Raw genomic sequence first — 21,805 nt, forward strand, 5'->3', positions numbered from 1 at the left:
GCCGACGCCCCATCTGCCCGTCCACGCCCCACCGCACCGACGTCGGGCAGGTGGGGCGTCGCCGGGCAGATGGGGCGTCGGCGGGGCGACTCTCCCTGCACATGGGGGAGATCGCTCGGGAGGGCTGTGGAATCGTTCCACGGGCATGGCCGGGAGTGGATGCTGGGCAGCATGCCCATCAGAATCGATGTCGCCGGCGCGAGGGCGTTGCTGCGCACCAGAGAAGACGTCATGGACGGCGGACTCGCCGAGCGGCAGGTCCAGCACCTCGTCGAGTCGGGAGTGTTCCGCAAGATCCGCCGCGGGCGGTACGTCTTCGAGACCGACTGGGCGCAGCTCTGGCCCGAGGGCAAGCACTTGGTGCAGGTCGTCGCCGCGCGCCTGAACGCGGTCGGCGGCGGACACGTCTTCTGGGGGCCTTCGGCGGCGGTGCTCCTGGGGATCCCGTTGTACCGGCTGAGTCCGAAGGCCGTGCACGTCGGTACCGTCGACCGCCGCCACGGGCGCACGCGTGCCGGGATCACCTGGCACTACGTCGACATTCCCGACAGCGAGATCGTCGAGATAGACGGCATCCGATGCACGTCTCTCGACCGGACGATCCTCGATCTCGCCCGGAGCACGACGGCCGAGGCGGCGCTGGCCGCGGCGGATGCGGCGCTGCGCGCCGAGGCGGTCCGCGACGGCCAGGTGCAGGACGGCGATGCCGCGGGGGAGTGGCGCGAGCGGATGTCGTTCCGAGCACGGCGCGAGCACGGGCGGGGAATCGTGCGGGCGCGGTGGACGATCGAGTTCGCCGATGGCCGCGCCCAACTGCCCGGGGAGAGCGTGAGCCGGTATCGCTTGTACCAGCTCGGCTTCTCGAACTACGACATCCAGGTTCCGGTCGTGGGCGCGACGGGGAATCTGTACTGGCTCGACTTCGCCTTCGTGGGCATGCGCTGCTTCGGCGAGTTCGACGGACTCGACAAGTACACCGATGCCGCGCTCCGAGGAGAGCGAACGGCCCAAGAGGTGGTTCTGGACGAGAAACGCCGCGAAGACGACATCCGCGGGGTCACCGGCTGGCGCCTGGGGCGGTGGGGCTTGCCCGACATCGCCACCCCGGATGCCTTCAGCGCGAAGCTCTCCGCCTTCGGCATCCGCCCTCCAGGCTGACCCCCGCCCCCGCCCCGCGCCATTCCCGCCCCGCGCACCACCGCCCCGCCGACGCCCCACCTGCACCTCCGCGCCCCACCGTAGCGACGCCGCCCAGGTGGGGCGTCGCGGCGCAGATGGGGCGTCGGGGGAAGAAGCGGGGGCGGGGGCGGGGGGCGCGGGCGCGGGGGGATTTGGGGGAGAGGGATGCGGTGGGGTAGAGTACCTGTAACCGAAGACCGCTGGTCATTGTCATGCGCGTGAGCGCAGGCGATCGAAGCTCTGCAGTGCAGGGGCCCGCGCAGGTGACACGAACTTTCTGAGCTCCGTGCGCTTGCGCCGGAGCTCTTCTCATTGTCAGGGGACCTGGTCGAGGTGGCGTCCCACTGCCGTGAGGCGCCTCGTACACATCAAGGAGTGACCATGGCGCAGAAGGATGCATCGGTTGCCGAGCTCACGAAGTCATTCGAGAACTCGTCCGCCGTTCTGCTGACCGAGTACCGCGGTCTGACGGTCGCCCAGCTCAGGGAGCTGCGCAACAGCATCCGTCAGGACGCTGAGTACGCCGTGGTGAAGAACACGCTGACCAAGATCGCCGCCAACAAGGCCGGCATCACCGCGCTGGACGACGACCTCAAGGGTCCGTCGGCCGTCGCGTTCGTGCACGGCGACTTCGTCGCCACTGCCAAGGCTCTTCGTGACTTCGCCAAGGCCAACCCGCTTCTCGTGATCAAGTCCGGCATCTTCGAGGGCAACGCCCTCTCGGCCGACGAGGTCAACAAGTACGCCTCGCTCGAGAGCCGTGAGGTTCTGCTGGCGAAGGCTGCGGGCATGATGAAGGCGACGATGGGCAAGGCAGCAGCCACCATCGACGCGCTTCGCGAAAAGCTGGAGACCGCAGAGGCCGCGTAAGCGTCCGGCGTTCTCGACCAACAAAAACCACCTATCTAGGAGATAAATCATGGCGAAGCTCACCACCGAAGAGCTGCTCGAGCAGTTCGCTGGCCTCACCCTCGTCGAGCTCAACGACTTCGTGAAGGCGTTCGAGGAGAAGTTCGAGGTCACCGCTGCTGCCCCCGTCGCCGTCGCAGGTGCCGCTGGCGGCGCCGGCGAGGCCGCTGCCGAGGAGGAGAAGGACTCGTTCGACGTCGTCCTCGAGGCTGCCGGCGACAAGAAGATCCAGGTCATCAAGGTCGTCCGCGAGCTCACCTCGCTCGGCCTCGGCGAGGCGAAGGGTGTCGTCGATGGCGCTCCCAAGGCCGTCCTGGAGGGCGCCAACAAGGAGACCGCCGAGAAGGCCAAGGCCGCTCTCGAGGAGGCTGGCGCGACGGTTACCCTCAAGTAATCACGTCTGCTCTGCACGAAGGCCCCGGGGAATCCCCGGGGCCTTCGTGCGTTGCGGTGTCAGCTGCGGGGCGCGGTCGTCGAGCTGCGCACGACGAGAGCGGATGCCGGAACCACGCGCTCCAGCGGAGCATCCGGTTGCGCGATCCGCGCGTGCAGCAGCCGCACCGCCTCCTGGCCCTGTTCCCGCGGCGACTGGCGGATCGTGGTGAGGCTGAACATCGCCGCATGCTGATGGTCGTCGATGCCGACGACGCTGAGCTCGGTCGGCACCGCGATGCCCAGCCGTCTCGCGGCGATCATCGCGCCGATGGCGGCCTCGTCGCACACGCCGACGATCGCGGTGGGGCGGTGGCGGCGGTCTCCGAGGAGCTCGACGGCGGCGCCGTAGCCACCGGGCATCGTGGTGGGCGCCTCGACGAGCCGCGCCCGCGCGGTGAGCCCGGCCGCGCGCAGCGCCTCGAGGTAGCCCTCGACGCGCCGGGCGTCTCCGAAGCTCAGCGTGTCGGCATCCGTCGACCCGCCGACGAAGGCAATGTCGGCGTGCCCCAGTTCGATGAGGTGCTCGGTGGCGATGCGCGCCGCGGCGACGTCGTCGATCGACACCGCGCTCGAACCCTCGCTGTAGGGGCCGATGCTCACCAGGGGGCGCTGTGAGCGCTGCAGGCGCTCGAGCTCGTGGGCGCTGGGCTGGATGCCGACGGCGATGATGCCGTCGAAGCGCCGCCGGGGGAGCACCGTGTCGAAGAGGCGCTCGCGGGTGTCGGTGCCTTCGCGGATGCCGTAGAGCGCGAGCTCGTAGTCACGGGCGAAGAGCGCATCCTGCACACCGGCGAGCAGCTCCGAGAAGAACCATCTGTCCACGGGCGGCATGATGAGGCCGACGGTCTGCGTACGGCCGGTGGCGAGGCTGATCGCCGAGGAGTGGGCGACATAGTGCAGGGCCGCTGCGGCATCCGCCACCCTCTGCCTGGTGCCGTCCGAGACGTAGCCGTTGCCGCTGAGCGCCCGGCTCGCGGTCGCCTTCGACACGCCGGCGCGTGCCGCGACATCCGCGATCGTGCTCATGCAGTCCTCCTCGACCGGGCGGCACCCGTGCGCCGAGCCACATCGTAGCCGCTGCGAGCGGGGAAGGGAACCGGTTCCAGTCTGACGCCTCGTGAGCGCTCCCACGAGAGGCCGGATTTACGGCGAAGAGGATGCCAAGTTGTGATGTACGGGCATTGTGCCCTGTGTCGCCCCGCAGGTAGGTTGGCCTGGAATCGGTTCCCGAACGTCTCCTGAACGGCGTCGATCGAAGCAGGGGCCAGTTACTCGAAGAGGAGAAACCACATGGGTCTGTCACAGCGTTCACGGCGGCTGGTGCCGCTCGCATTCCTGGGCGCAGCGGGCGTCGCCCTCGCGGGCTGCGCGTCGTCCGGAGGCGGTGAGGCCGGCGGGGATGTCGATTGCTCGGCCTACGAGTCGTACGGCACGCACGAGGGCGAGAGCGTCGAGGTCTACACCACCATCCAGGGCGTCGAGCTCGACCAGATGGTCCAGACAACCGACGCGTTCGAGTCGTGCACGGGCATCAGTATCGACTGGGTCGGCACGCAGGAGGCCGAGACGCAGATCAACGTCCGCGCCGCCGCCGGCGACGCCCCCGAGCTGATGATCATTCCGCAGCCGGGCCTGCTCAACCGTCTCGTCAGCGAGGGCTACGTGCTCCCGGCGGCGAAGTCGGTCGAGGACAACGTCGACGAGTTCTGGTCGGAGTCCTGGAAGGGCTACGGCACCATCGACGGCACCTTCTACGCCGCGCCGCTGATGGCGAGCGTCAAGGGCTGGGTCTGGTACTCGCCCGCCGAGTTCGAGGAGAAGGGCGTCGAGATCCCGGAGACCTGGGACGAACTGCTCGAGCTGACCGCGACCCTCGCCGAGGACAGCACCGACACCTACAAGCCGTGGTGCGTCGGCTTCGGCTCCGGTGACGCCACCGGCTGGCCGGGAACCGACTGGGTCGAGGACCTCGTGCTGCGCACGGCTGGCCCCGAGGTCTACGACCAGTGGGTCGCGGGCGACGTCAAGTTCTCCGACCCGGAGATCGAGGAGGCCTTCGACGAGGTCGGCAAGATCCTCCTCGACCCGGACTACGTCAACGGTGGCTTCGGCGGCGTCGAGTCGATCGTGTCGACCACGTTCAACGACGGTGGCCTGCCGATCCTCGACGGCAACTGCTCGATGCACCACCAGGCCTCCTTCTACGAGGCGCAGTGGCCCGAGGGAACCACCGTCGCCCCCGATGGCGACATCTGGGCGTTCCTCACCCCGAAGGTCGACCCCGCCGCGGGCGACGCGGTCACCGGTGGTGGCGAGTTCGTCGCGAAGTTCGTCGAGGGCGAGGCCGTCGACGCCGTGCAGACGTTCCTCTCCAGCGACACCTGGGCGAACCTGCGGGTCTCGCTCGGCGGCGTGATCAGCGCGAACAAGGGTCTCGACCCGGCCAACGCGCAGAGCGACCTCGGCCGTGCCGCGATCGAGATCCTGCAGGGCGAGGACACGGTCTTCCGCTTCGACGCCTCCGACCTCATGCCCGCCGCTGTCGGCACCAGCTCGTTCTGGACCGGTATGAACGACTGGGTCAGCGGCACGAAGGATACCGACCAGCTCCTGTCGTTCATCGACAGCAGCTGGCCGTGACGCCCCGCTCCGCCGGCGCCGCACCCGCGATGCCGGCGGAGCCCCTCTGAGACACGGGTTCTGCGAGGTGATCGCAGGACCCGTGTCCCGACTCGGCGGCCTGCGGCCGACGCGGTCGCCCGTGATAGACAGAGTGAACGCTCAGAGAGGAGTCATCGTGTCCGCGCACACGCGAAGGTCGGTTCGACCGCCACTGGGATCCGAGGGAGGACGCGCAGATGCGCAATGACTTCTGGGTGGATCTCTTCGAGAAGTTCGGGGTGCTCATCTTCGGCCTCGTCGCCTTCGCGGCGGTGGTGGGCCTGGTGCTCTTCCTCGCCGACCGCGCTCCGAAGAAGGGCCGCGATGTCATCCAGCTCCTCGTCTTCCTGGCGCCGGCGCTGATCCTGCTGATCGTGGGCCTCGTCTATCCCGCGGTGCGCACCACCTGGATGGCGTTCACGAACCAGGACGGCTCCATCGGCTTCGACAACTTCATCTGGATGTTCACGCAGCCGAACACCCTCGTCGTGCTCGGCAACACGCTGCTCTGGGTCGCGCTCGTGCCGCTGCTGTCGACGGTGATCGGTCTCGCCTACGCGGTGTTCATCGACCGCGCCTACGGCGAGAAGACGCTGAAGTCGCTGGTGTTCATGCCGATGGCGATCTCGTTCGTGGGCGCAGGCATCATCTGGCGGTTCATGTACGAGTACCGTGCAACGGGCTTCGAGCAGATCGGCCTGCTGAACCAGGTGATGGTGTGGCTCGGGCTTGAGCCGCAGCAGTGGCTGATCAACTCGCCCTGGAACAACGTCTTCCTCATCATCGTGATGGTCTGGATCCAGACCGGCTTCGCGATGGTGCTCTTCTCGGCGGCGATCAAGGCGGTGCCCGCCGAGCACCTCGAGGCCGCCACGCTCGACGGAACCAACGCCTGGCAGCGCTTCCTGTTCGTGACGCTGCCCAGCATCCGCGGCACCCTGGTCGTCGTGGTGACCACGATCACCATCGCGACGCTGAAGGTGTTCGACATCGTCCGCGCGATGACGGGCGGTCAGTTCAACACCAGCGTCATCGCGAACGAGATGTACACGCAGGCGTTCAAGAACGGCCAGGCCGAGCAGGGCGCGGCCCTCGCGGTGGTGCTGTTCGTGATGGTCCTGCCGATCGTGATCTTCAACGTCGTCAACATGCGCAAGCAGAGGGAGGTGCGATGATGAGCGCCACGGAGACCCTGGTCGCCCCCGCCGTCGACGCCAAGGAGCCCCGCACGAAGGCGGCACGGGTGCGCGAGACGCTGCGCTCGCCGTGGGCCACGCTGGCCGCCGTCGTCATCGCGGTGGTCTGGACCATTCCCACCTTCGGCCTGTTCGTGTCGTCGTTCCGCCCGGCCAACGACATCAAGAAGACCGGATGGTGGAACATCTTCACCAACCCGAGCTTCAGCCTCGAGAACTACGAGACGGTGCTGTTCTCGTCGGGCGCGTCGAGCGCAGACCTCGGCTCGTACTTCGTGAACTCGTTCATCATCACCATCCCCTCTGCGCTGTTCCCGATCGCGATCGGGGCGATGGCGGCGTATGCGCTGGCCTGGATCAAGTTCAAGGGCGCCGGCTGGATCTTCATCGCGATCTTCGCGCTGCAGATCGTGCCGCTGCAGATGGCTCTGATCCCGCTGCTGCAGATCTTCTCGCAGGTGCTCGGCATCAGCGGCACGTTCCCGGCGGTGTGGATCGCCCACACGATCTTCGGCCTCCCGCTGGTGATCTTCCTGCTGCACAACTTCATCTCCGAGATCCCGGGGGAGATGATCGAGGCGGCGCGCATGGACGGCGCGGGGCACACGCAGATCTTCTTCCGCATCATCCTGCCGCTGTCGGTTCCCGCGCTCGCCAGCATCGGGATCTTCCAGTTCCTCTGGGTGTGGAACGATCTGCTCGTCGCTCTGGTGTTCTCCGGCGGCACGGTCGACGTGGCGCCGCTGACGCAGCGGCTGGCGGAGATGGTCGGAAACTTCGGCCGCAACACGCATCTGCTGCCGGCCGGCGCGTTCGTGTCGATCATCGTGCCGTTGATCGTCTTCTTCGCCCTGCAGCGCTACTTCGTGCGCGGGCTGCTCGCCGGCTCGACGAAGGGGTAACCTCGCGCCTCGGGTGGCGGATGCCGACATAAGCTGAAAGGCATGTCCGATCACGCATTCGCCACCCGAGCCATCCACGCAGGTCAGGCGCCCGATCCCACGACGGGATCGATCATCCCGCCGATCCATCAAGCCTCCACGCACGTGCAGGACGGCATCGGCGGCTTCCGCCAGGGATTCGAGTACAACCGCGGCGGCAACCCCACCCGCTCCTCGCTCGAAGAGCAGCTCGCCGCCCTCGAAGGCGGTTCGCACGCGCTGTCGTTCGCCTCCGGCCTCGCCGCTGAGGACGCGGTGCTGCGCGGCATCCTCAGCCCCGGCGACCACGTCGTGATCGGCAACGACGTCTACGGCGGCACCTACCGTCTGCTCACGAAGGTGCACGCGAAGTGGGGCGTCGAATCCACGACGGTGGAGATGTCGGATGCCGACGCGCTGCGCGCGGCGCTGAAGCCGTCGACGAGGATCATCTGGGTGGAGACGCCGAGCAACCCTCTGCTGAAGGTCGTCGACATCGCCGCCATCGCCGAGATCGCGCGGGCCGCGGGCGTCGTGCTCGTCGTGGACAACACCTTCGCCTCGCCCGTGCAGCAGCAGCCGCTGACGCTCGGAGCCGACCTCGTCGTGCACTCGACGACGAAGTACCTGGGCGGGCACTCCGACGTGCTCGGCGGTGCTGTCGTCTTCGGCGGCGACCGCTTCTACGACGACGTGCAGTTCCAGCAGTTCGCGGTCGGCGCGGTCTCGGCCCCCATGGACGCCTGGCTCACCACCCGCGGCATCAAGACCCTCGCCGTGCGAGTGCGCCAGCACGCCGAGAACGCGCAGGCCGTGGCCGAGTGGGCGGCGGGTCGTCCCGAGTTCGAGCGCGTGTACTATCCGGGGCTCGCCTCGCACCCCGGTCACGAGATCGCCGCACGGCAGATGAGCGGATTCGGCGGGATGCTGTCGCTGGCGCTCGTCGGCGGATCGCCCGCCGCCCGCGCCTTCACGGAGTCGACCGAGCTGTTCCGGCTCGCCGAGTCGCTCGGGGGCGTCGAGTCGCTCATCAGCTACCCATCGGAGATGACCCACGCCTCGGTGCGCGGCACCGCGCTCGAGGTGCCAGACGACGTCGTGCGGCTCTCGGTGGGCATCGAGGACGCCGCCGACCTCATCGCCGATCTTGAGCAGGCGCTGGACCGCCTCGGCTGACGCCGACCCGCGCCGTCCGTCGGGTCGGAATCCGTCTGCATGCCGAAAGTCGGCGTTCGGGCATGCAGACGGAATCCGAGCGTGCCGACGGGACGGAGTACGATGAGGAGTTCCGCCCTCGAATCGATTCGAAGCAAGCATCCGAAAGTCTTCTGTGTCTGACGCACCCCGCACGAACACCGGCGCCATCCGCGCCCTGGGCTCGAACCCGGCCACCGCCCCCGTGATGCTGCACCCCGGGGATTCGATCTCGAACGGCCGGCGCGTCCTCTACATCGTGCTGCTGGGGGCGCTCACCGCACTCGGCCCGTTCACGATCGATCTCTACCTGCCGGCGTTCCCCGTGCTCGAAGAGGACTTCGACACGACGGCGGCCGCGATCCAGCTCACGCTGACCGGAACCATGATCGGCTTCTCGCTCGGACAGCTCGTCGTCGGACCGCTCAGCGACAAGGTCGGCCGACGCATCCCGCTCATCGCGGTGACGGCCCTGCACGTGACGGCGAGCATCGCGGCCGCCCTGGCCCCGAGCCTCGCCCTCCTGTCGGCGGCTCGCGTGCTCATGGGTGTCGGCGCCGCGGCCGGCGGCGTCGTCGCGATGGCGGTGGTGCGCGATCTCTTCGGCGGCAAGCGCCTCGTCGTCATGCTCTCCCGGCTCGCGCTCGTCTCGGGCGTCGCTCCTGTGGCGGCGCCGCTCATCGGATCGTGGCTGCTGACGCTCATGCCCTGGCGGGGGATCTTCGTCTTCCTCGCCGTGTACGGGGTGATCATGCTCGTCTCGACGATCGCGTTCGTGTCCGAGACGCTGCCGGCCGCCCGCCGTCAGGAGCGCGGCGGCGCCACGGTGCTCCAGCGCTACCGCTCGGTGTTCAGCGACCGCGTCTTCATCGGCGTGCTCATCATCGGCGGCATGGCCTTCTCCGGCCTGTTCTCGTACCTGTCGGCCTCGCCGTTCCTGTTCCAGCAGACCCACGGGCTCGATGCCCAGCAGTACGGGCTCGTGTTCGCCATGAACTCCTTCGGCGTCGTCGCCGGCGTGCAGGTCGCGTCGCGGCTGGCCGCGCGCTTCGGACCGCAGTGGGTGATGGCGTACTCGACGGCGGGTCTGCTGCTCGCCGGCACCGCGATCATCGTCGCCGACCAGTTGGGGCTGGGCCTGTGGGGCACCGTGGTGCCGCTGTTCTTCTTCATGACCGCGTGCGGGTTCACCTTCCCGAACGTGCAGGTCCTCGCGCTCGACCGTCACGGCAAGGCCGCAGGCACCGCGGCATCCGTCATCGGCGCGTCGAACTTCGGCGTCGCCGGCCTCATCTCTCCCATCGTGGGCTGGGTCTCGAAGGGTGCAGGCATCACCGCCACGACCATGGCGTCGGTGATGGTCGGCTGCGCGCTGATCTCCGTGCTCTCTCTGTGGTTCGTCGTGCGCCCCCGCACGGTGGGCATGCTCGCACCCTGAGCGGGCAAAATGGTGCGATGAGACGACGGATGCTGTGGCCATGGGGCGCATCGCTCCTCGCCGCCGCCGTGGTGCTGGGGGCCGTGGTCGTGTTCGGATTCCCCTCGGCGAGCCCGTTCGACACCTGGTGGAACGAGTTCATGACGGCGCACCGAGCCGATGCGCTCGTGCAGGCCGCGCTCGTGCTGAACGCGATCGGCGGAGGCTGGATCGCCGTCTATCTCGTGCCGCTCGGGGTGATCGCCGCATTCCTGCTCGCACGCCGGAGGCGATCGGCGGTCTTCGCTGCTCTGTGCTTCGTCGCCAGTGCGGGCATGGTCCAGGTGCTCAAGCAGGTGTTCGCACGAGCGCGCCCCGACGACATGATCGTCGTGAGCGACTTCGGTTCATTCCCTTCGGGGCATACAGCCAACGCAGCCACGATCGCCCTCGTCGTGTGGATCCTGTTCCCGCGCGTGTGGACGGCGATCGCCGGGGCCCTGTGGGTCGTCGCGATGGCGCTGTCGCGCACCGTGCTGTCGGTGCACTGGGCGACAGATACGATCGGCGGCGCGCTCATCGGCGCGGCCGTGGTGCTGCTGCTGGCGGACTGGCTGCTGCCGTGGGTGCAGGCCGTCCGCCCGTCCGATCCGACCCCGAGGAGCGCCGGGTGAGCGTGATCCGCCCCTACCGTGCGAGCGATCGCGCGGCGATCTCCGAGATCTGTCTGAAGACAGCGGATGCCGGGGGAGATGCCACCGGCATCCTCTCCGACGACGAGCTCTGGGGAGACCTCTTCGCCGTGCCGTACGTCGAGCGCCACCCCGATCTCGCATGGATCGTCGAGTCCGATGACGGACGGGCGATCGGCTACATCGTCGCCACCGACGACACCGACGGCTTCTACCGGTGGTTCCGCGACGAGTGGTGGCAGGCGCTCGCGGAGAAGTACCCGCGTCCCGCGGAGATCGTGACCCGCGAGGACCGCATGGTCGAATACGGCTACGGGCGCGCCCCCGGCATCGAGCCGCATGCGGCGGAGTATCCGGCGCACCTGCACATCGACCTGCTGCCGGAGGCGCAGGGACAGGGGCTGGGGCGGCGCCTCATCGAGACGCTCTTCGCCGAGCTCTCCCGGAGGGGCGTTCCGGGTCTGCACCTCGGCATGGACCCCGCCAACGATGGGGCCGCGGCCTTCTATGAGCGGCTCGGCATGGTGGAGCTGCCCGCGGGGTCGGGGAAGAGTTACGGGGTCAGGTTCGGGTGAGGCGTTCTGCATCCTGCAGTGGATTCGCCGTTCTGCAGGGGCGGATGCCGGGATCGTTTCCTGCAGGATGGTGAATCCACTGCAGCATCCCACAGTGCCCAATAGACGTGAAAAGAGGGGCCACGCTTCGCGCGACCCCTCTTTTCACGTCTGGCGGTGACGGCGGGATTCGAACCCGACCGGAAGGACAGAAGGCTCGCGGCACCCGCGGAATTACGCGCCTGCCGGAACGCGCCCGGGCGTGTCGAGGTCGGTTCAGACGGTCCTGTGTTGAAAATTTCAACGACCCGCCGATACGGCGCGGCGGTCACCACACAGGGGCGACGAGGTCGGGGCGGCTGACCTGCGCGATCCAGGTGTGGCCTGGGGTGCCGTCAACCCATCCGCCTTCTTCGATCTTCGTCTTCGCTGTGTCGTAGGCGGCAGCGGAGGGGATGACGTGCGCGAGTACCGGCTTCCCGTAGGAGCGGAGCCCAGGGTACGCGCCGGTCGTGGTTCGTGACCATGCGTCCGTCGACGCCGTGTACTCCATGCCGAGGATGTCCCACCGGGACTGGATGGCGTCGATAGCACCGCTCGCCCAGTCCGCCTCGTAGAAGTACCCGGCGGTGGTGTACCCGGCGGCCTTCGCAGCATCCGCGAGGAGGGCGGCGCCCACCGAGGAGCTGACGTACTTGAAGACGATCCGCTCCGGCCCGCCATGCGCGTTCAGCACCGCCAGGAAAGGCGCCATGCCCGCCTTGGCGTACTTCGGGTCGACGTGCACGGTCGCTTCCGGGGTGAACTCGTCGAGGAACTCTTCTAGCCGGTAGTACGGCTGCGGGGTCGAAGCATTCAGCGTGTTCATGTACGCCTGCACGTCAGCCCAGGTCATCGTGTTCAGGTCGGCGAGGCCGGTGGTCTGGGATGTCCTGCTCAGGTTGTTGTCATGGGTGCCGACGAACACTCCGTCGCTGGTGACGTTGCAGGAGAACTCCAGCATCCGGTAGCCGCGCTGCGTGGCCGCGTACCGGTACGCCTTGCGGGACATCTCCGCGTGCCCGGCAGTACCGGACGCACCCCGGTGGCCCATCGTGACACCCGGGGCTGTGAGGCTGTCCGATACGAGAAACGCGGGCTGCGTGACACGCACAGACGCCGGAGCCTTCCGCACCCCGGTGCTGTCGAGGTAGCTGAGGTAGGCGGTGGAGCCGTCACCCAGCTTGATCGGCACGCCGATCGGTGGCGCGGCCGTCAACCCACCGGTGATGCTTGCTTCGTGAGCTGCCGCCCCGGCGGCGCCCGAGAACCCACCTGTGACGGTCTCCACGGTCGCGTCTGGTTCTGCACGATACCCGAGCCAGATTCCCGTGCGCGTGCCGGTTGTGGACGAATTCAGCGAGCTCTGCGTGTTCCCGATCGTGGTGTACCCGGACGGCATGGTGGATGGGACATGGGAAATCCCTGCCGTGCATTCAGCGGCCAGCATGAGAAGGCTCACCGCAGGAGCGTCAGTAAGCGTGCGTGCCCCCACAGTGACAATGCCCGACACCTGCGAGGTGCCGCCATACGGCACAGTGCCTACCACGGCGAGGCCCCCGGCCACATCAGGCACGTACCGGACAGCAATCCCGACCTTCCGGGAGCCGGTGGTCTGTGTGGACACGTAGGCGGCAGGTTCGGACGCAACGTCGGCGATCGTCTTGTACCAGATACCACCGACACGATCATCCGTTTGGGGCATCGACGGCGGTGGCGCGGTCAGTCGGGTAAACCCCGCAGGGACGGTCCAGTCCGTGCTTGTCGTGCCGTCTTGTGACCGCAGCGCAAGGAGAACAATGTCGCCATCTTCGAGGTCGCCAGGTCGCGCGATACTCAGTGACGTGCCCGACACGCCTGCTCCGTAAGACGGGGTGCCGAAGGTGGGCATCAGGCCGCCGCCTCGATGACGATCGTGTACGCCGGGGTGCCCGCAGGGACCGTCCCGCCGTTCGGAATGAAGACCGCCTCGCCGACGCCGACCGTGGACAGGCCGGCACGTGGCACGTCGGCGGTCAGCGGGTGCCCCGCGACGGTGCGCGTGGCGGGCGCCTTCGCGTCCAGTGCCGCCTGAAGTCCCGCCGTCTTCGCGACGGCGAACGAGCCGTCCGGAACCACGGGGGTAGCGGTGAAGGTTTTGACGCCGGCAACCGCCTGGTCGCCAGTGGTCTTCACGATCTCCGTGGAGGCGGCGATACGAGAGTTCACAGTCGCAGTGAAGTTGGTGATGTCGGACGCGAGGTGCGTGTGCGCGTCAGGCGGGAATGTGGCAGGCTTGCCGGTCACGTCTCCCCACGTGACGGCGCCACCGCCACCACCTCCACCACCAGGGACAGGGCCGACCACGACGAGCGGCTGAGGCTCCGGGCCGGTGTAGTCGCCGGCGGCGACCTGGGTGAGCGCAACAGGCTTCGGGCTGGTCATGAGCAGGCTCCACAACAGGTGAGCGGGTAGGGCGTGGCTTCGGGGCGGACGCAACGGGAGTGGCTACGGCCGGCGAACGGGACGATCTGGAAGAAGTCTTCGGCGGCAGCATTGTCGTTCGCCCGCGCCTCATCCAGGAAAGACTGTGCGACCTTCAGGAGGTTCTCGCCGCGCCCCTTGGTGTCGATGCGGAGGTCGTCGGTCGTGATCGACTGCCCCGTCTGGGCGTACTCAGCCGCGAGCTGGCGGAACAGTAGGCCGGCGGCGCGAAGCTGGTTGTCGTTGGCGTTGACGAGCGCCACCTGGAGGGCGTCATCCGACCAGATCGCATAATCGGCCTGCCCTGCGACCGGCGGGTCGAGCGGTGCCGACTCGGTGTCGCCAACAGTCAGCCGGAGTTGGCCGACCGGTGAGCCTGCATCGATGGGGTCTGCGCCGATGTTGGGCATTATGCTCCTTTGCTGGTCCAGCCCGCCCCAGGGGCAGAACACTTGAGGCGGGCTGGCATGGCGGCTTACGGCGTGTCAGTAACCCAGCGGACCTCGCCGTTCACGCTCTTGAGCGTCTGCGTCTCGGCCGGGTTGAAGCCGGGCGCGACAAGGGCGAGAGGCTGTGGAGCATTGCCGGTATGGTTTGCTGGCGCGTCACCGACAACGGCTACGGGCTTGGGGTCTGCCATGAAAGTCTCCTAGGTTTTGCTAGCACATCCAGGCTAGGTCGGATTTAGGTGCTTAATTCGGGTACGAAGAACCCCCAGCCTTTCGTGAGGCCGGGGGTTCTTCCAGAGGAGGCGATCAGGCCGGGCTCTTGTCGCCCTTCGAGCGGACCACCCAGGTGTCGTCCCAGAGCGCGGCACCGGTGATGAACCGGTAGCGGTAGCTCATGGTGTCGGCGTCGAAGCCGCCATCGAAGGCGTCCACCTTGCCGCCGCCCAGGTGGAAGCCCTGGTCGTTGCGGACGCGGATCTCGGGGTTCTCGTAGCCGCGCAGCTTCAGGCGCTCCAGCACCGGGCGAGGCGTGGTGCCAGGCTTCGGGTAGAGGAACCAGTTACTGCCGGTGACGCGATCCGACTCGATGATGTTGATCTTCGGCAGGAGGGCCTGGATGTCACTGTCCGGGCGCAGGGTGAGTGCGCCGTCCTGGACCTGGATGATACGGCCATACTGATTCAGATCCCACTCGAGGAAGCGCTCGCGCCCGGTCGGGACGACCACGTTCACCGAGTTGACCTTGCCGATCTTGCGACCGTTGATCGTACGGTTCTCCAGCGCCACCGTCGCACCGATGATCGCCTCGGTCGAAACCGGTGCGTTCGGGTCGGTGAGGGTGCCGTCCGGGAGGGTGACCGACTCCAGGTAGCGGGACGCCTGCTCCAGCGCGTCGAAGATCTCCGCGTAGATGGTGTCCTTGGTGACCTTGAGCATCTCCGCCGGAAGGGCCTCGATCTCGCCCAGGAGGTCCGACAGGACGCTCTCGAACGTGAAGTCGAACCGGAAGCCGCGCTTGGCGAGCTTCTGGTAGAACGACTCCTCGTCGCTCTTGACGGTTACGATCGGGAACGGCGTACCCTCAGGCACGACCGCAGCCTCGCCGTTGGTGCCGATCCCCGCGCCCTCGACGCCAGCGGAGGCGATGAGCGAGCGGAGGACGACCGGGTTGAAGTCGCGCACAGTGCGCTCGCCAGCCAGGCCGGCGAGATCCTTCAGCTCCTCATCCAGCTGCGGAATCATCTGGATGTTCAGCAGGTGGGCGATCGAGAAGCCGAGGTTGGACGTGGTGAACAGTTCCATGAGCTGACCCTCGGCCGCGCGCGAACGCTTCGACTCCTGGATGAGCTGCTGGGCACGCTTCACCCGCGCCTCGGTCACGCCGGGCTGGGGGCGAAGCTGGTCGTCCAGGGTGAACGGGTTCTTGTACTGCTTGAGCAGTTCGCTGACGTTCTTCATGCTCAGGCTCCGATCTTCACAGGCAGGGTGCCTGCGACCTTGACGTAGGTGGCGGGGTAGTTGACGACGCCGACCTTGGTGTTCGTGCCGGCGGTGAGCGTGAGCGCGCCTGCGCCCGTCACGTACACGTCGGCCGTCTGCGCGGTCGCCAGGGTTGCACCCGCCACGCCCTCGAACTCCCAGGTGCCGTCAACCGCGACACCCGTCGCGCGGGTGCCGACAGCGGTCGCCAGGTCGTTGCCGACGCCGGGGAACGCGGGGGCGGAAAGGTCGTAGGGGCCAACCGCTTTGGTGCGCTTCGTGGCGATACCGGCGGTGTTGGTCAGGGTGACGCCAGCGCGGCCGCCCTTGACGAGTAGGGTGTTGGCAGGCGTTGCGGCCCCCGCGTCCCAGATCTCGACGAGCGCGTCGGTGTGCGCGAAGACTTCCTGCGTTGCGACAGCCATTACAGGCTCCAATCGTGAGCGGTGGACGAGCCGGACCCAGCCGACTCGATGACGATGCGGCCCGGCTCATCGCCCGCAGCCTCAGCAGCGGCTTCGAGAACCGCCTTCGCGTCGGCGATCGCATCCGTGACATCCTTGCCCTCGAGCACCTTGGCCTTGAGGCTTTCGGCGATCTTCGCGGGCAGCTCGGCGGCGTCGACAGCGGCGAAGCTCTCGGCGGCAGCCTTTGCACCCTCAGCGCGAGCGGTAGCCAGAGCCTCGGCGTCAACCTCGGTCTGGGCCTCCTCTTCCCGCTTGGCGGCAGATTCGGTCACGAACGAGACAACCGGCTCGAGGGTCTTGGCGAGGGCCTCAACGGCCTTCAGAACCTCTTCCATGTTTTCTCCTTCTTTCTCCTCCGCCGAGGCTTCGGCAGCAGGCTTTGCATCCCGGGGGATACCCAGGGAAGATTCGATACGGCGCAGGGATTCCTCTGCGCGCTTGAAGCGCCCCCCGCGTCCTGCGGCGACCACGACATCGACCGCCTTGTACGGGTCTGTGTCATCGAAGGCGCTCACCTCGATGCGTCCGTTCGGCAACTCTTCGCCGGATGCCCCGCAGTAGATGCTCAGCCCGAGCAGGTCGCCGAACTCTTCGAAAAGGGAGGCGTACTCGGCACGTGGCTTGTACTTGCCGACAAGGGCGGTTCGTCCTGCATCCTCGCCCAGCCGAACGTTGGTGATCCGGCCGGCGATGGATTCGACGGGGCGCAGTTGTGGCGCCCAGGGCTCCGTGGGGTGGTTGAGGTATGACGGCGCGTTCTCGAACACGTCGACCGAGCGCTCAAGCAGTTCGGCGCTGTAAACGCCGGTGGAGCCCACGCCTTCCGTGATGATCACGCAGTCGTACGTGCCGTCGCTCGACTTCTCGGCGAGCTTGGACGCCTCCTGGACAAACTTGCGAACGGTCACGCTTCAACGCTAGAAGCGATTTTCGCGCTTAATTTCGCTTCGATCAGGAGATCGTGTCGTCCCTGGTGTCGCCAGGCTTTTCGCCGTTCGCGCCGCCGCCATCGCCGCTGGATCGCCCCTGTGTCGGCGCACCTGTGGTGCCGGTCGGCGAGCCGTCCGTGTCCACATCCTTGCGGGACAGCGAGTCCTTGTTGTTGGGGATGAGCACGCCCTCCGGCGTGGCGCCCAGGTCAGGGACGCCGAGTGCGTCGGATACGAGTTCCTTGTACACGTCAGTGGAGATCACGCCCTGAAGCCAGGGGAGCGTGACCGACTGGAGGCGGCGGTACACGCCAGCCTCATCCTTCAGCTGGGGGAAGTAGACGCGAATCCGGCTTGCCGCCTCGGTGGACCCGGCCATCCAGCGGAGCACGCGGAGGTGTAGGGCTGCGTGCTCGTCGCGCCGGCGGACGGCGGCGAGCCGCGTCGGCTCATCCAGCGTCGCAGCCGAACCATAAGACGAACCGGCATCGCCAGGGTTGGCGGTGAGGTGGATGTTGGATACATCCAGGGAGGCTGCGATGAGGGCAACGATCTCCCTGACGGAACTGAAGTCGTAACCGCTCTTCGCCGAGTTCATCGCCACAAGGTCGCCGGCGCCGCCGACAACCGCCGTGGATGCGGCGCCTTGCGGGCTGGCGAACTGCATGGAGGCGTTCTGTCCGCCCTTCGCGGAGCCCGCGGTCGCCTTGTATGCGATGCTCGCCATCGCCTCGGACACGTCCACGCCGTCCAGGTACAGACCCTTGGCGATCTCCGCCCAGACGTGACCTGCGAGAGCGTCCGGCACCCCGAACTTCCAGCCCTCAATGCTGTTCGCATGCATGTCGAAGGCCGTGTAGCCGGTCTCCACCTGCTCGGTTTGCGGGGCGGCGTCGCCCGCCCCTGCGACCGTGACGACACTGGTCTGCTCGTGCTTGTAGGCGTCGACGAAGTACCACCGCTTCATCGGCTCCATCTTGCCGTTCGGCTTCCGGCGCCCCCATGTGCGCTGGTAGGCCCAGACGATGCCGGGGTAGTCACGGTCCTCCAGGACTCCGGTGACCTGCTCGAGGGGAACCGCCTCCAGCAACTTCGTGCTGTCGTTGCCGATCCAGAGCGCGAACCCGCTGTGGTACAGGCGCCCCTCAGCCCGCCTGCGCGCTTCACGCCCGAAAAACATGCGCTGGTTGACGGGGTGATCGATCAGTGCGCGGACGTTGGTGCCCTTGCCGCGGCTTTCGCTGGGAACGTTGTTGTACTGCGGCTCGTCCTGGTTGATGTAGGCGTCGCGCAGGCTGAAGCCGCGCTTGCCCCAGGCGTTCGCCGCCTCGAACTCTTGAAGCTTCTTCTCCCACCTTTTCAGGCCCTCCAGGCTGAGCCCGCCGCTGTCGGGGCGGTTGCCGCCCATGAACAGGTCCCAGCCCTGGTCTTCCCGGCCGAGCATCGCCATCACATTCTGGAGGGCCTCGGCGAGCACCTGGGCGCCATTGTTGGCCTGCATGGACGTGATGGCCTTGGCCTCACTGAGGGCGGCGGCGATGTCTTCGGCGATTCGGCGGTTGCGCATGATACACACCACGATAGGTGCGTAAAACGCGCCTAATTCCAACCTAGACAGGGATGAAGCGGCGGGCGCGGCGTTCGGCGGTCACTTCGCGGGCGATATCCCGCGCTGGAACGACCTTCCCGTCGCCCGGTTTCATGCCTACCGTCTCGCCTTCCAGGAAGGGGGACATGTCGAAGGAGGCGTAGATCACGGCGTCCGCGAAGTCGGGGCTCTTTTTGCCTTTCCGCTTCATGTCGTCTTTTGACTCGATCTTCTTAGCGCCCTTGCTGTCGTACTCGTAGAGGATTCCCCGCAGCTCGTCCATCACAGTTTCGTCCTCGGCGTCCAGGTCGATCATGCCGGCGAACATCATGTCTTTGAGGGCGAAGTAATGCTGGGCGCGCTGGTTGGTGAACGCCCGCCGGTCGGTGGTCGGGCCGGAGCCGTAGTATTCGAATACCTGGTACTTGCCGCGCCCGAAACCCAGATCCCGTAGCCCATCGATGACGCCGGAGCCGAGGCCCGCGGAGTCGATAGCCACCAACCACGCCCCTTCACCGAGCGCGTGCCGGTCGATGCGGGTGGCGGAGCCGGGGTTGTCGGGGTCAGCGCCGACGAGCGGGGCGCCCTGCCACTTGTCGATGAGGCGCACTTGAAGGCCCCGCTGGCCCGTGCCGCGGACGGGGTTACCGGTTTGCGGGTCCGTCTCCCACACCTCCCCTTCGATGGCGGTGTAGCCGACTGTGTAGTCGCCCTTGGCGGAGCGAGCGATATCCCAGCCTTGCCGGGGCTTGGCGTCGGGGTCGGGGATGACGACGCAGTTGGCCGCCCTCGCCAGGTCGGTGTCCGCGAAGACGGAGTTCCCGGCGTCGAACGCCCACTGGCCGGTGACGCGGGAGATGTAGCGCGGATCGCTTTCCCCCCATTCGGTTTTCCGCTCGTTGATGTAATCCCAGCCCGTGATGGCCGTCATGCGATCGGCGGGGAAGTCCTCCCCGGTGATCTTGGGGGAGTCGAAGACGGAGATGTGCATGAGGTTCCATGCGGAGTCTTTCGTCTTCCAAAGCTTCGCCATCGCCGAGGAGGGGTCGGTCGGGTTGGCGATCAGGAGCATCCGGTTATGCTCACCCGTCGTGATGTTGGTGAGGCCGTCAATGAGCTGCGCGCCGAGCCCCGCGGCCTCGTCGCCGATCGCGAGCAGGTAGGTGGCATGGAGGCCCTGGAAGCCGGAGTCGGTCTCCCCATCCGGCGGTTTGCGACCTTGGCCGATGATGATGCCGTCGTCAGTCTTCCACTCGTTCTGACTGGTGATGTAGCCGGGCAGCGGATGGTCGATGAGCCCTTGCGCGAAGCGGCGGTTGGCAAGCGCGTGGAACACTCGGACCTGCTTCCAGAGGATCGCGCTGATCTGCGCCTGGAAGGGGGCGGTGGAAGCGACGAACACTTCATCGAGCGGGTGGACGTCGATCCACCAGCACATGAGGATCGCGGCGACATGCGAGTTGTGCGTGGGGATGAGCCCGCTCCCACCGAGATACAGGTGGGACGGCGAGTCAACCTCGATGCAGCGCCCCTTGCGTCGCTCGATAAACTCAACACTCACCACGGTGCGGGCGGTGTGCCGCGAGCGCTGGGTGGCCGTGTCGGCCCACGTTTCGCCCCGAATCTTGAACGGATTCTCCAGCGGCCTCCAGTTAGCCCGATAACGGGTGCCGGTGACATGCCGCACACCGTCAAGCGTGTAGGCGGCTTCGCCGGTCGATCGACGGACGGAGCACCCAAGAGTCTTGACAAGCTCCACCACGCCCTCGAAGAGGGCTTCGCGCGTTAGGTCGATCCCGACATCAGGGCCGCCATGAGCTTTCATGACGAACCCGTCCGAGTCCATCAGGCCCGCCAACAGTTCTCGCCGCTGGGCTTCTGATGCACGCAGGTACTGGGTGGGGATGTGCTTGTTGTCGAGAACGCCAAGAGTCTTCAGCGGCACACGGAGTGCGGGGATGAAGATTGTCGCCCCTTCCGCTTCCCGATCAAGTTCTCTCACCACAAACTCGTAGCTCCGCTCGGTGAGCCATTCGATGAGGGCGCGCTTGGACTCCCCGATGGTGATGGCGCCGGTGCTTGCCGTCCCATCCCCGAGCCAGAAGCCGAGCAGGTAAGGGTCGATCGGAAGATCAGCCTCCGGCATCTGGAGCGGCTTGGCGAGGGGGATCTTCCAGCGCAACTGCCCGCTCGGCGTCCTCAGGGAGTCGAACATTTCTTTGGTCGTGACGCGCGTTGCCGCGTCCCACCGGTCACGCCAGTCTTTTACGCCGCTCTTCGTACCGTTGGCCCGGCTGCGTTTCGTCAGGTCTAGAACGTCCCACTCGTGGTTCTCGCCGGCCTCCACCGTCTCGCCGTCGTCGAATGTGACCCGGTAGACGTCCTGATCCCACCACGGGGACAGGCCTGTAACACGGGTGATGCAGCCTTGTTCGTCGAACAACTCAGCCCCAGGCGTGATATCCTTGGTCTGCACCCAGCCGGTCGGCGTGATGTGCCATTCCTCCTGGTCTAGCAGCTTGCCCACCCCGTGGCCTGCGGCCACGGCCGTCTTGCGGTTGTCCCGGACGGACTCGGCGACTTCCTTCTGCTTGGACCAGAGTTCCTGGTCCAGCATGTCTTTCGCCCACGCCACAGGGTCGTTCACGTAGCGCGCACGCTGCGCGCGGCGCTCAAGCGCCTCGAGTGCGGTGCTGAAAACTTTCGGGTTGAGATCGCTCACTCTTCAATAGCCCTATGCTTCTCCAGTTCGGCCTCGGCTCGGCGCATGCCCTCCAGGATCGCCTCATCCCAGGTCTCCTGGTCGATCTGCTCGCGGAACGCGCCGCGCAGGTAAGAGGTTGCGATGTCGAAAGCTCTCAGCATCATCGCGGCCTGGTTGCCGTACAGCTTCTCCAGGTCGAGCTGGGTGGCCTCCCGGCGCTTGTCGAAACGGTTGCCGATTTCTTTCAGGAGGCGCAGTTGCACCATTGCACTGTCCAAGTCGTCGGCCTGGAACCGTTCCTCGATCTTCGCGAGCAGGACGCGCAGCCGGTAAAGGATCAGTTCCTCCTGTTGCGCGGCGGTCACCCAGTTCTTGGTGGTCAGCAGGACTTCTTTCCGAGCGGCCACACGTTCCGGCGAAACCACCCCGCCGAGGCGGAGAGAGATCTCCTCGGCGGACTCGGAATCGCAGTACCGCAGGATCGTCTGATCGACGCGGCCGTTCGCTACCTCGGTGCCCATCTGCACAGA

At 67.0% G+C, this 21,805-nt stretch carries 21 protein-coding genes; 10 read left to right on the forward strand and 11 right to left on the reverse strand.

The window, feature by feature from the left end; all coding sequences use genetic code 11:
* Nucleotides 1-171 precede the first annotated feature (171 nt).
* The 3 genes from QM568_RS12040 to rplL all read left to right on the forward strand — a co-directional run bounded on the left by QM568_RS12040 (nt 172) and on the right by rplL (nt 2,482).
* Entirely contained in the window at nt 172-1,158 is a 987-nt protein-coding gene (locus QM568_RS12040; protein ID WP_415139137.1) for a hypothetical protein, read from the forward strand.
* Between the two features lie 402 nt (nt 1,159-1,560).
* Nucleotides 1,561-2,049 (forward strand): 50S ribosomal protein L10, encoded by a 489-nt coding sequence (rplJ, locus tag QM568_RS12045; protein ID WP_415139139.1) that lies wholly within the window; start codon nt 1,561-1,563, stop codon nt 2,047-2,049.
* A gap of 49 nt (nt 2,050-2,098) precedes the next feature.
* Nucleotides 2,099-2,482, forward strand: coding sequence for a 50S ribosomal protein L7/L12 (rplL, locus tag QM568_RS12050; RefSeq protein ID WP_415139141.1), 384 nt, complete (start codon nt 2,099-2,101; stop codon nt 2,480-2,482).
* A gap of 59 nt (nt 2,483-2,541) precedes the next feature.
* On the opposite strand, the gene QM568_RS12055 is transcribed toward rplL, so the two are convergent.
* On the reverse strand, nt 2,542-3,549 hold the full coding sequence (locus QM568_RS12055; protein ID WP_415139143.1) for a LacI family DNA-binding transcriptional regulator: 1,008 nt from the start codon (nt 3,547-3,549) through the stop codon (nt 2,542-2,544).
* Nucleotides 3,550-3,813: 264 nt separating this feature from the next.
* On the opposite strand from QM568_RS12055, the gene QM568_RS12060 reads away from it, so the two are divergent.
* The 7 genes from QM568_RS12060 to QM568_RS12090 all read left to right on the forward strand — a co-directional run bounded on the left by QM568_RS12060 (nt 3,814) and on the right by QM568_RS12090 (nt 11,178).
* Complete coding sequence (locus tag QM568_RS12060; RefSeq protein ID WP_415139145.1) at nt 3,814-5,163, forward strand: ABC transporter substrate-binding protein; 1,350 nt, start codon at nt 3,814-3,816, stop codon at nt 5,161-5,163.
* Nucleotides 5,164-5,381: 218 nt separating this feature from the next.
* Nucleotides 5,382-6,359, forward strand: a complete 978-nt coding sequence (locus QM568_RS12065; protein WP_415139147.1) for a carbohydrate ABC transporter permease — start codon at nt 5,382-5,384, stop codon at nt 6,357-6,359.
* The gene (locus tag QM568_RS12070) at nt 6,359-7,282 is read left to right on the forward strand and encodes a carbohydrate ABC transporter permease (protein WP_415139235.1); all 924 of its coding nucleotides are present in this window, start codon (nt 6,359-6,361) and stop codon (nt 7,280-7,282) included. Before QM568_RS12065 ends, QM568_RS12070 begins: the two co-directional genes overlap by 1 nt.
* 42 nt (nt 7,283-7,324) lie before the next feature.
* Entirely contained in the window at nt 7,325-8,476 is a 1,152-nt protein-coding gene (locus QM568_RS12075) for a cystathionine gamma-synthase (protein WP_415139149.1), read from the forward strand.
* A gap of 226 nt (nt 8,477-8,702) precedes the next feature.
* Complete coding sequence (locus tag QM568_RS12080) at nt 8,703-9,932, forward strand: multidrug effflux MFS transporter (RefSeq protein WP_415139237.1); 1,230 nt, start codon at nt 8,703-8,705, stop codon at nt 9,930-9,932.
* A 17-nt stretch (nt 9,933-9,949) separates the two neighbouring features.
* Entirely contained in the window at nt 9,950-10,585 is a 636-nt protein-coding gene (locus QM568_RS12085) for a phosphatase PAP2 family protein (protein ID WP_415139151.1), read from the forward strand.
* Entirely contained in the window at nt 10,582-11,178 is a 597-nt protein-coding gene (locus tag QM568_RS12090) for a GNAT family N-acetyltransferase (protein ID WP_415139153.1), read from the forward strand. Before QM568_RS12085 ends, QM568_RS12090 begins: the two co-directional genes overlap by 4 nt.
* Nucleotides 11,179-11,485: 307 nt before the next feature.
* Here QM568_RS12090 and QM568_RS12095 read toward each other — a convergent pair whose 3' ends face one another.
* The 10 genes from QM568_RS12095 to QM568_RS12140 form a co-directional block, all read right to left on the reverse strand.
* A complete protein-coding gene (locus QM568_RS12095; RefSeq protein ID WP_415139155.1) occupies nt 11,486-12,487 on the reverse strand; it encodes a glycerophosphodiester phosphodiesterase in 1,002 nt (333 codons plus the stop codon).
* Between the two features lie 599 nt (nt 12,488-13,086).
* Complete coding sequence (locus tag QM568_RS12100; protein WP_415139157.1) at nt 13,087-13,620, reverse strand: hypothetical protein; 534 nt, start codon at nt 13,618-13,620, stop codon at nt 13,087-13,089.
* Nucleotides 13,617-14,069, reverse strand: coding sequence for a hypothetical protein (locus QM568_RS12105; protein WP_415139159.1), 453 nt, complete (start codon nt 14,067-14,069; stop codon nt 13,617-13,619). Before QM568_RS12105 ends, QM568_RS12100 begins: the two co-directional genes overlap by 4 nt.
* A gap of 65 nt (nt 14,070-14,134) precedes the next feature.
* On the reverse strand, nt 14,135-14,299 hold the full coding sequence (locus QM568_RS12110; protein ID WP_415139161.1) for a hypothetical protein: 165 nt from the start codon (nt 14,297-14,299) through the stop codon (nt 14,135-14,137).
* 115 nt (nt 14,300-14,414) lie between these two features.
* Nucleotides 14,415-15,566 carry a hypothetical protein gene (locus QM568_RS12115; protein ID WP_415139163.1) on the reverse strand — a complete coding sequence of 384 codons (1,152 nt, stop codon included), beginning with the start codon at nt 15,564-15,566 and terminating at the stop codon, nt 14,415-14,417.
* A 2-nt stretch (nt 15,567-15,568) separates the two neighbouring features.
* Nucleotides 15,569-16,012: a hypothetical protein gene (locus QM568_RS12120; RefSeq protein WP_415139165.1), complete on the reverse strand. Its 444-nt coding sequence runs from the start codon at nt 16,010-16,012 to the stop codon at nt 15,569-15,571.
* On the reverse strand, nt 16,012-16,962 hold the full coding sequence (locus QM568_RS12125; protein ID WP_415139167.1) for a hypothetical protein: 951 nt from the start codon (nt 16,960-16,962) through the stop codon (nt 16,012-16,014). Before QM568_RS12125 ends, QM568_RS12120 begins: the two co-directional genes overlap by 1 nt.
* 43 nt (nt 16,963-17,005) lie before the next feature.
* Nucleotides 17,006-18,592, reverse strand: a complete 1,587-nt coding sequence (locus QM568_RS12130) for a hypothetical protein (RefSeq protein WP_415139169.1) — start codon at nt 18,590-18,592, stop codon at nt 17,006-17,008.
* 1 nt (nt 18,593) lies between these two features.
* Nucleotides 18,594-21,293, reverse strand: coding sequence for a hypothetical protein (locus QM568_RS12135; protein WP_415139171.1), 2,700 nt, complete (start codon nt 21,291-21,293; stop codon nt 18,594-18,596).
* Complete coding sequence (locus QM568_RS12140) at nt 21,290-21,796, reverse strand: hypothetical protein (protein WP_415139173.1); 507 nt, start codon at nt 21,794-21,796, stop codon at nt 21,290-21,292. The genes QM568_RS12135 and QM568_RS12140 overlap by 4 nt, the downstream gene beginning before the upstream one ends.
* Nucleotides 21,797-21,805 lie beyond the last annotated feature (9 nt).

The sequence above is a fragment of the Microbacterium sp. genome (assembly GCF_047607465.1).
In the GTDB taxonomy this organism is placed as follows: domain Bacteria; phylum Actinomycetota; class Actinomycetes; order Actinomycetales; family Microbacteriaceae; genus Microbacterium.

Coding starts and splice junctions, on each gene's coding strand:
- QM568_RS12055 (WP_415139143.1), bottom strand. CDS start 3,549: ATGAGCACGATCGCGGATGTCGCGGCACGCGCCGGCGTGTCGAAGGCG.
- QM568_RS12060 (WP_415139145.1), top strand. CDS start 3,814: ATGGGTCTGTCACAGCGTTCACGGCGGCTGGTGCCGCTCGCATTCCTG.
- QM568_RS12100 (WP_415139157.1), bottom strand. CDS start 13,620: ATGACCAGCCCGAAGCCTGTTGCGCTCACCCAGGTCGCCGCCGGCGAC.
- rplL (WP_415139141.1), top strand. CDS start 2,099: ATGGCGAAGCTCACCACCGAAGAGCTGCTCGAGCAGTTCGCTGGCCTC.
- QM568_RS12110 (WP_415139161.1), bottom strand. CDS start 14,299: ATGGCAGACCCCAAGCCCGTAGCCGTTGTCGGTGACGCGCCAGCAAAC.
- QM568_RS12075 (WP_415139149.1), top strand. CDS start 7,325: ATGTCCGATCACGCATTCGCCACCCGAGCCATCCACGCAGGTCAGGCG.
- QM568_RS12065 (WP_415139147.1), top strand. CDS start 5,382: ATGCGCAATGACTTCTGGGTGGATCTCTTCGAGAAGTTCGGGGTGCTC.
- QM568_RS12115 (WP_415139163.1), bottom strand. CDS start 15,566: ATGAAGAACGTCAGCGAACTGCTCAAGCAGTACAAGAACCCGTTCACC.
- QM568_RS12085 (WP_415139151.1), top strand. CDS start 9,950: ATGAGACGACGGATGCTGTGGCCATGGGGCGCATCGCTCCTCGCCGCC.
- rplJ (WP_415139139.1), top strand. CDS start 1,561: ATGGCGCAGAAGGATGCATCGGTTGCCGAGCTCACGAAGTCATTCGAG.
- QM568_RS12120 (WP_415139165.1), bottom strand. CDS start 16,012: ATGGCTGTCGCAACGCAGGAAGTCTTCGCGCACACCGACGCGCTCGTC.
- QM568_RS12140 (WP_415139173.1), bottom strand. CDS start 21,796: ATGGGCACCGAGGTAGCGAACGGCCGCGTCGATCAGACGATCCTGCGG.
- QM568_RS12080 (WP_415139237.1), top strand. CDS start 8,703: ATGCTGCACCCCGGGGATTCGATCTCGAACGGCCGGCGCGTCCTCTAC.
- QM568_RS12040 (WP_415139137.1), top strand. CDS start 172: ATGCCCATCAGAATCGATGTCGCCGGCGCGAGGGCGTTGCTGCGCACC.
- QM568_RS12105 (WP_415139159.1), bottom strand. CDS start 14,069: ATGCCCAACATCGGCGCAGACCCCATCGATGCAGGCTCACCGGTCGGC.
- QM568_RS12070 (WP_415139235.1), top strand. CDS start 6,359: ATGAGCGCCACGGAGACCCTGGTCGCCCCCGCCGTCGACGCCAAGGAG.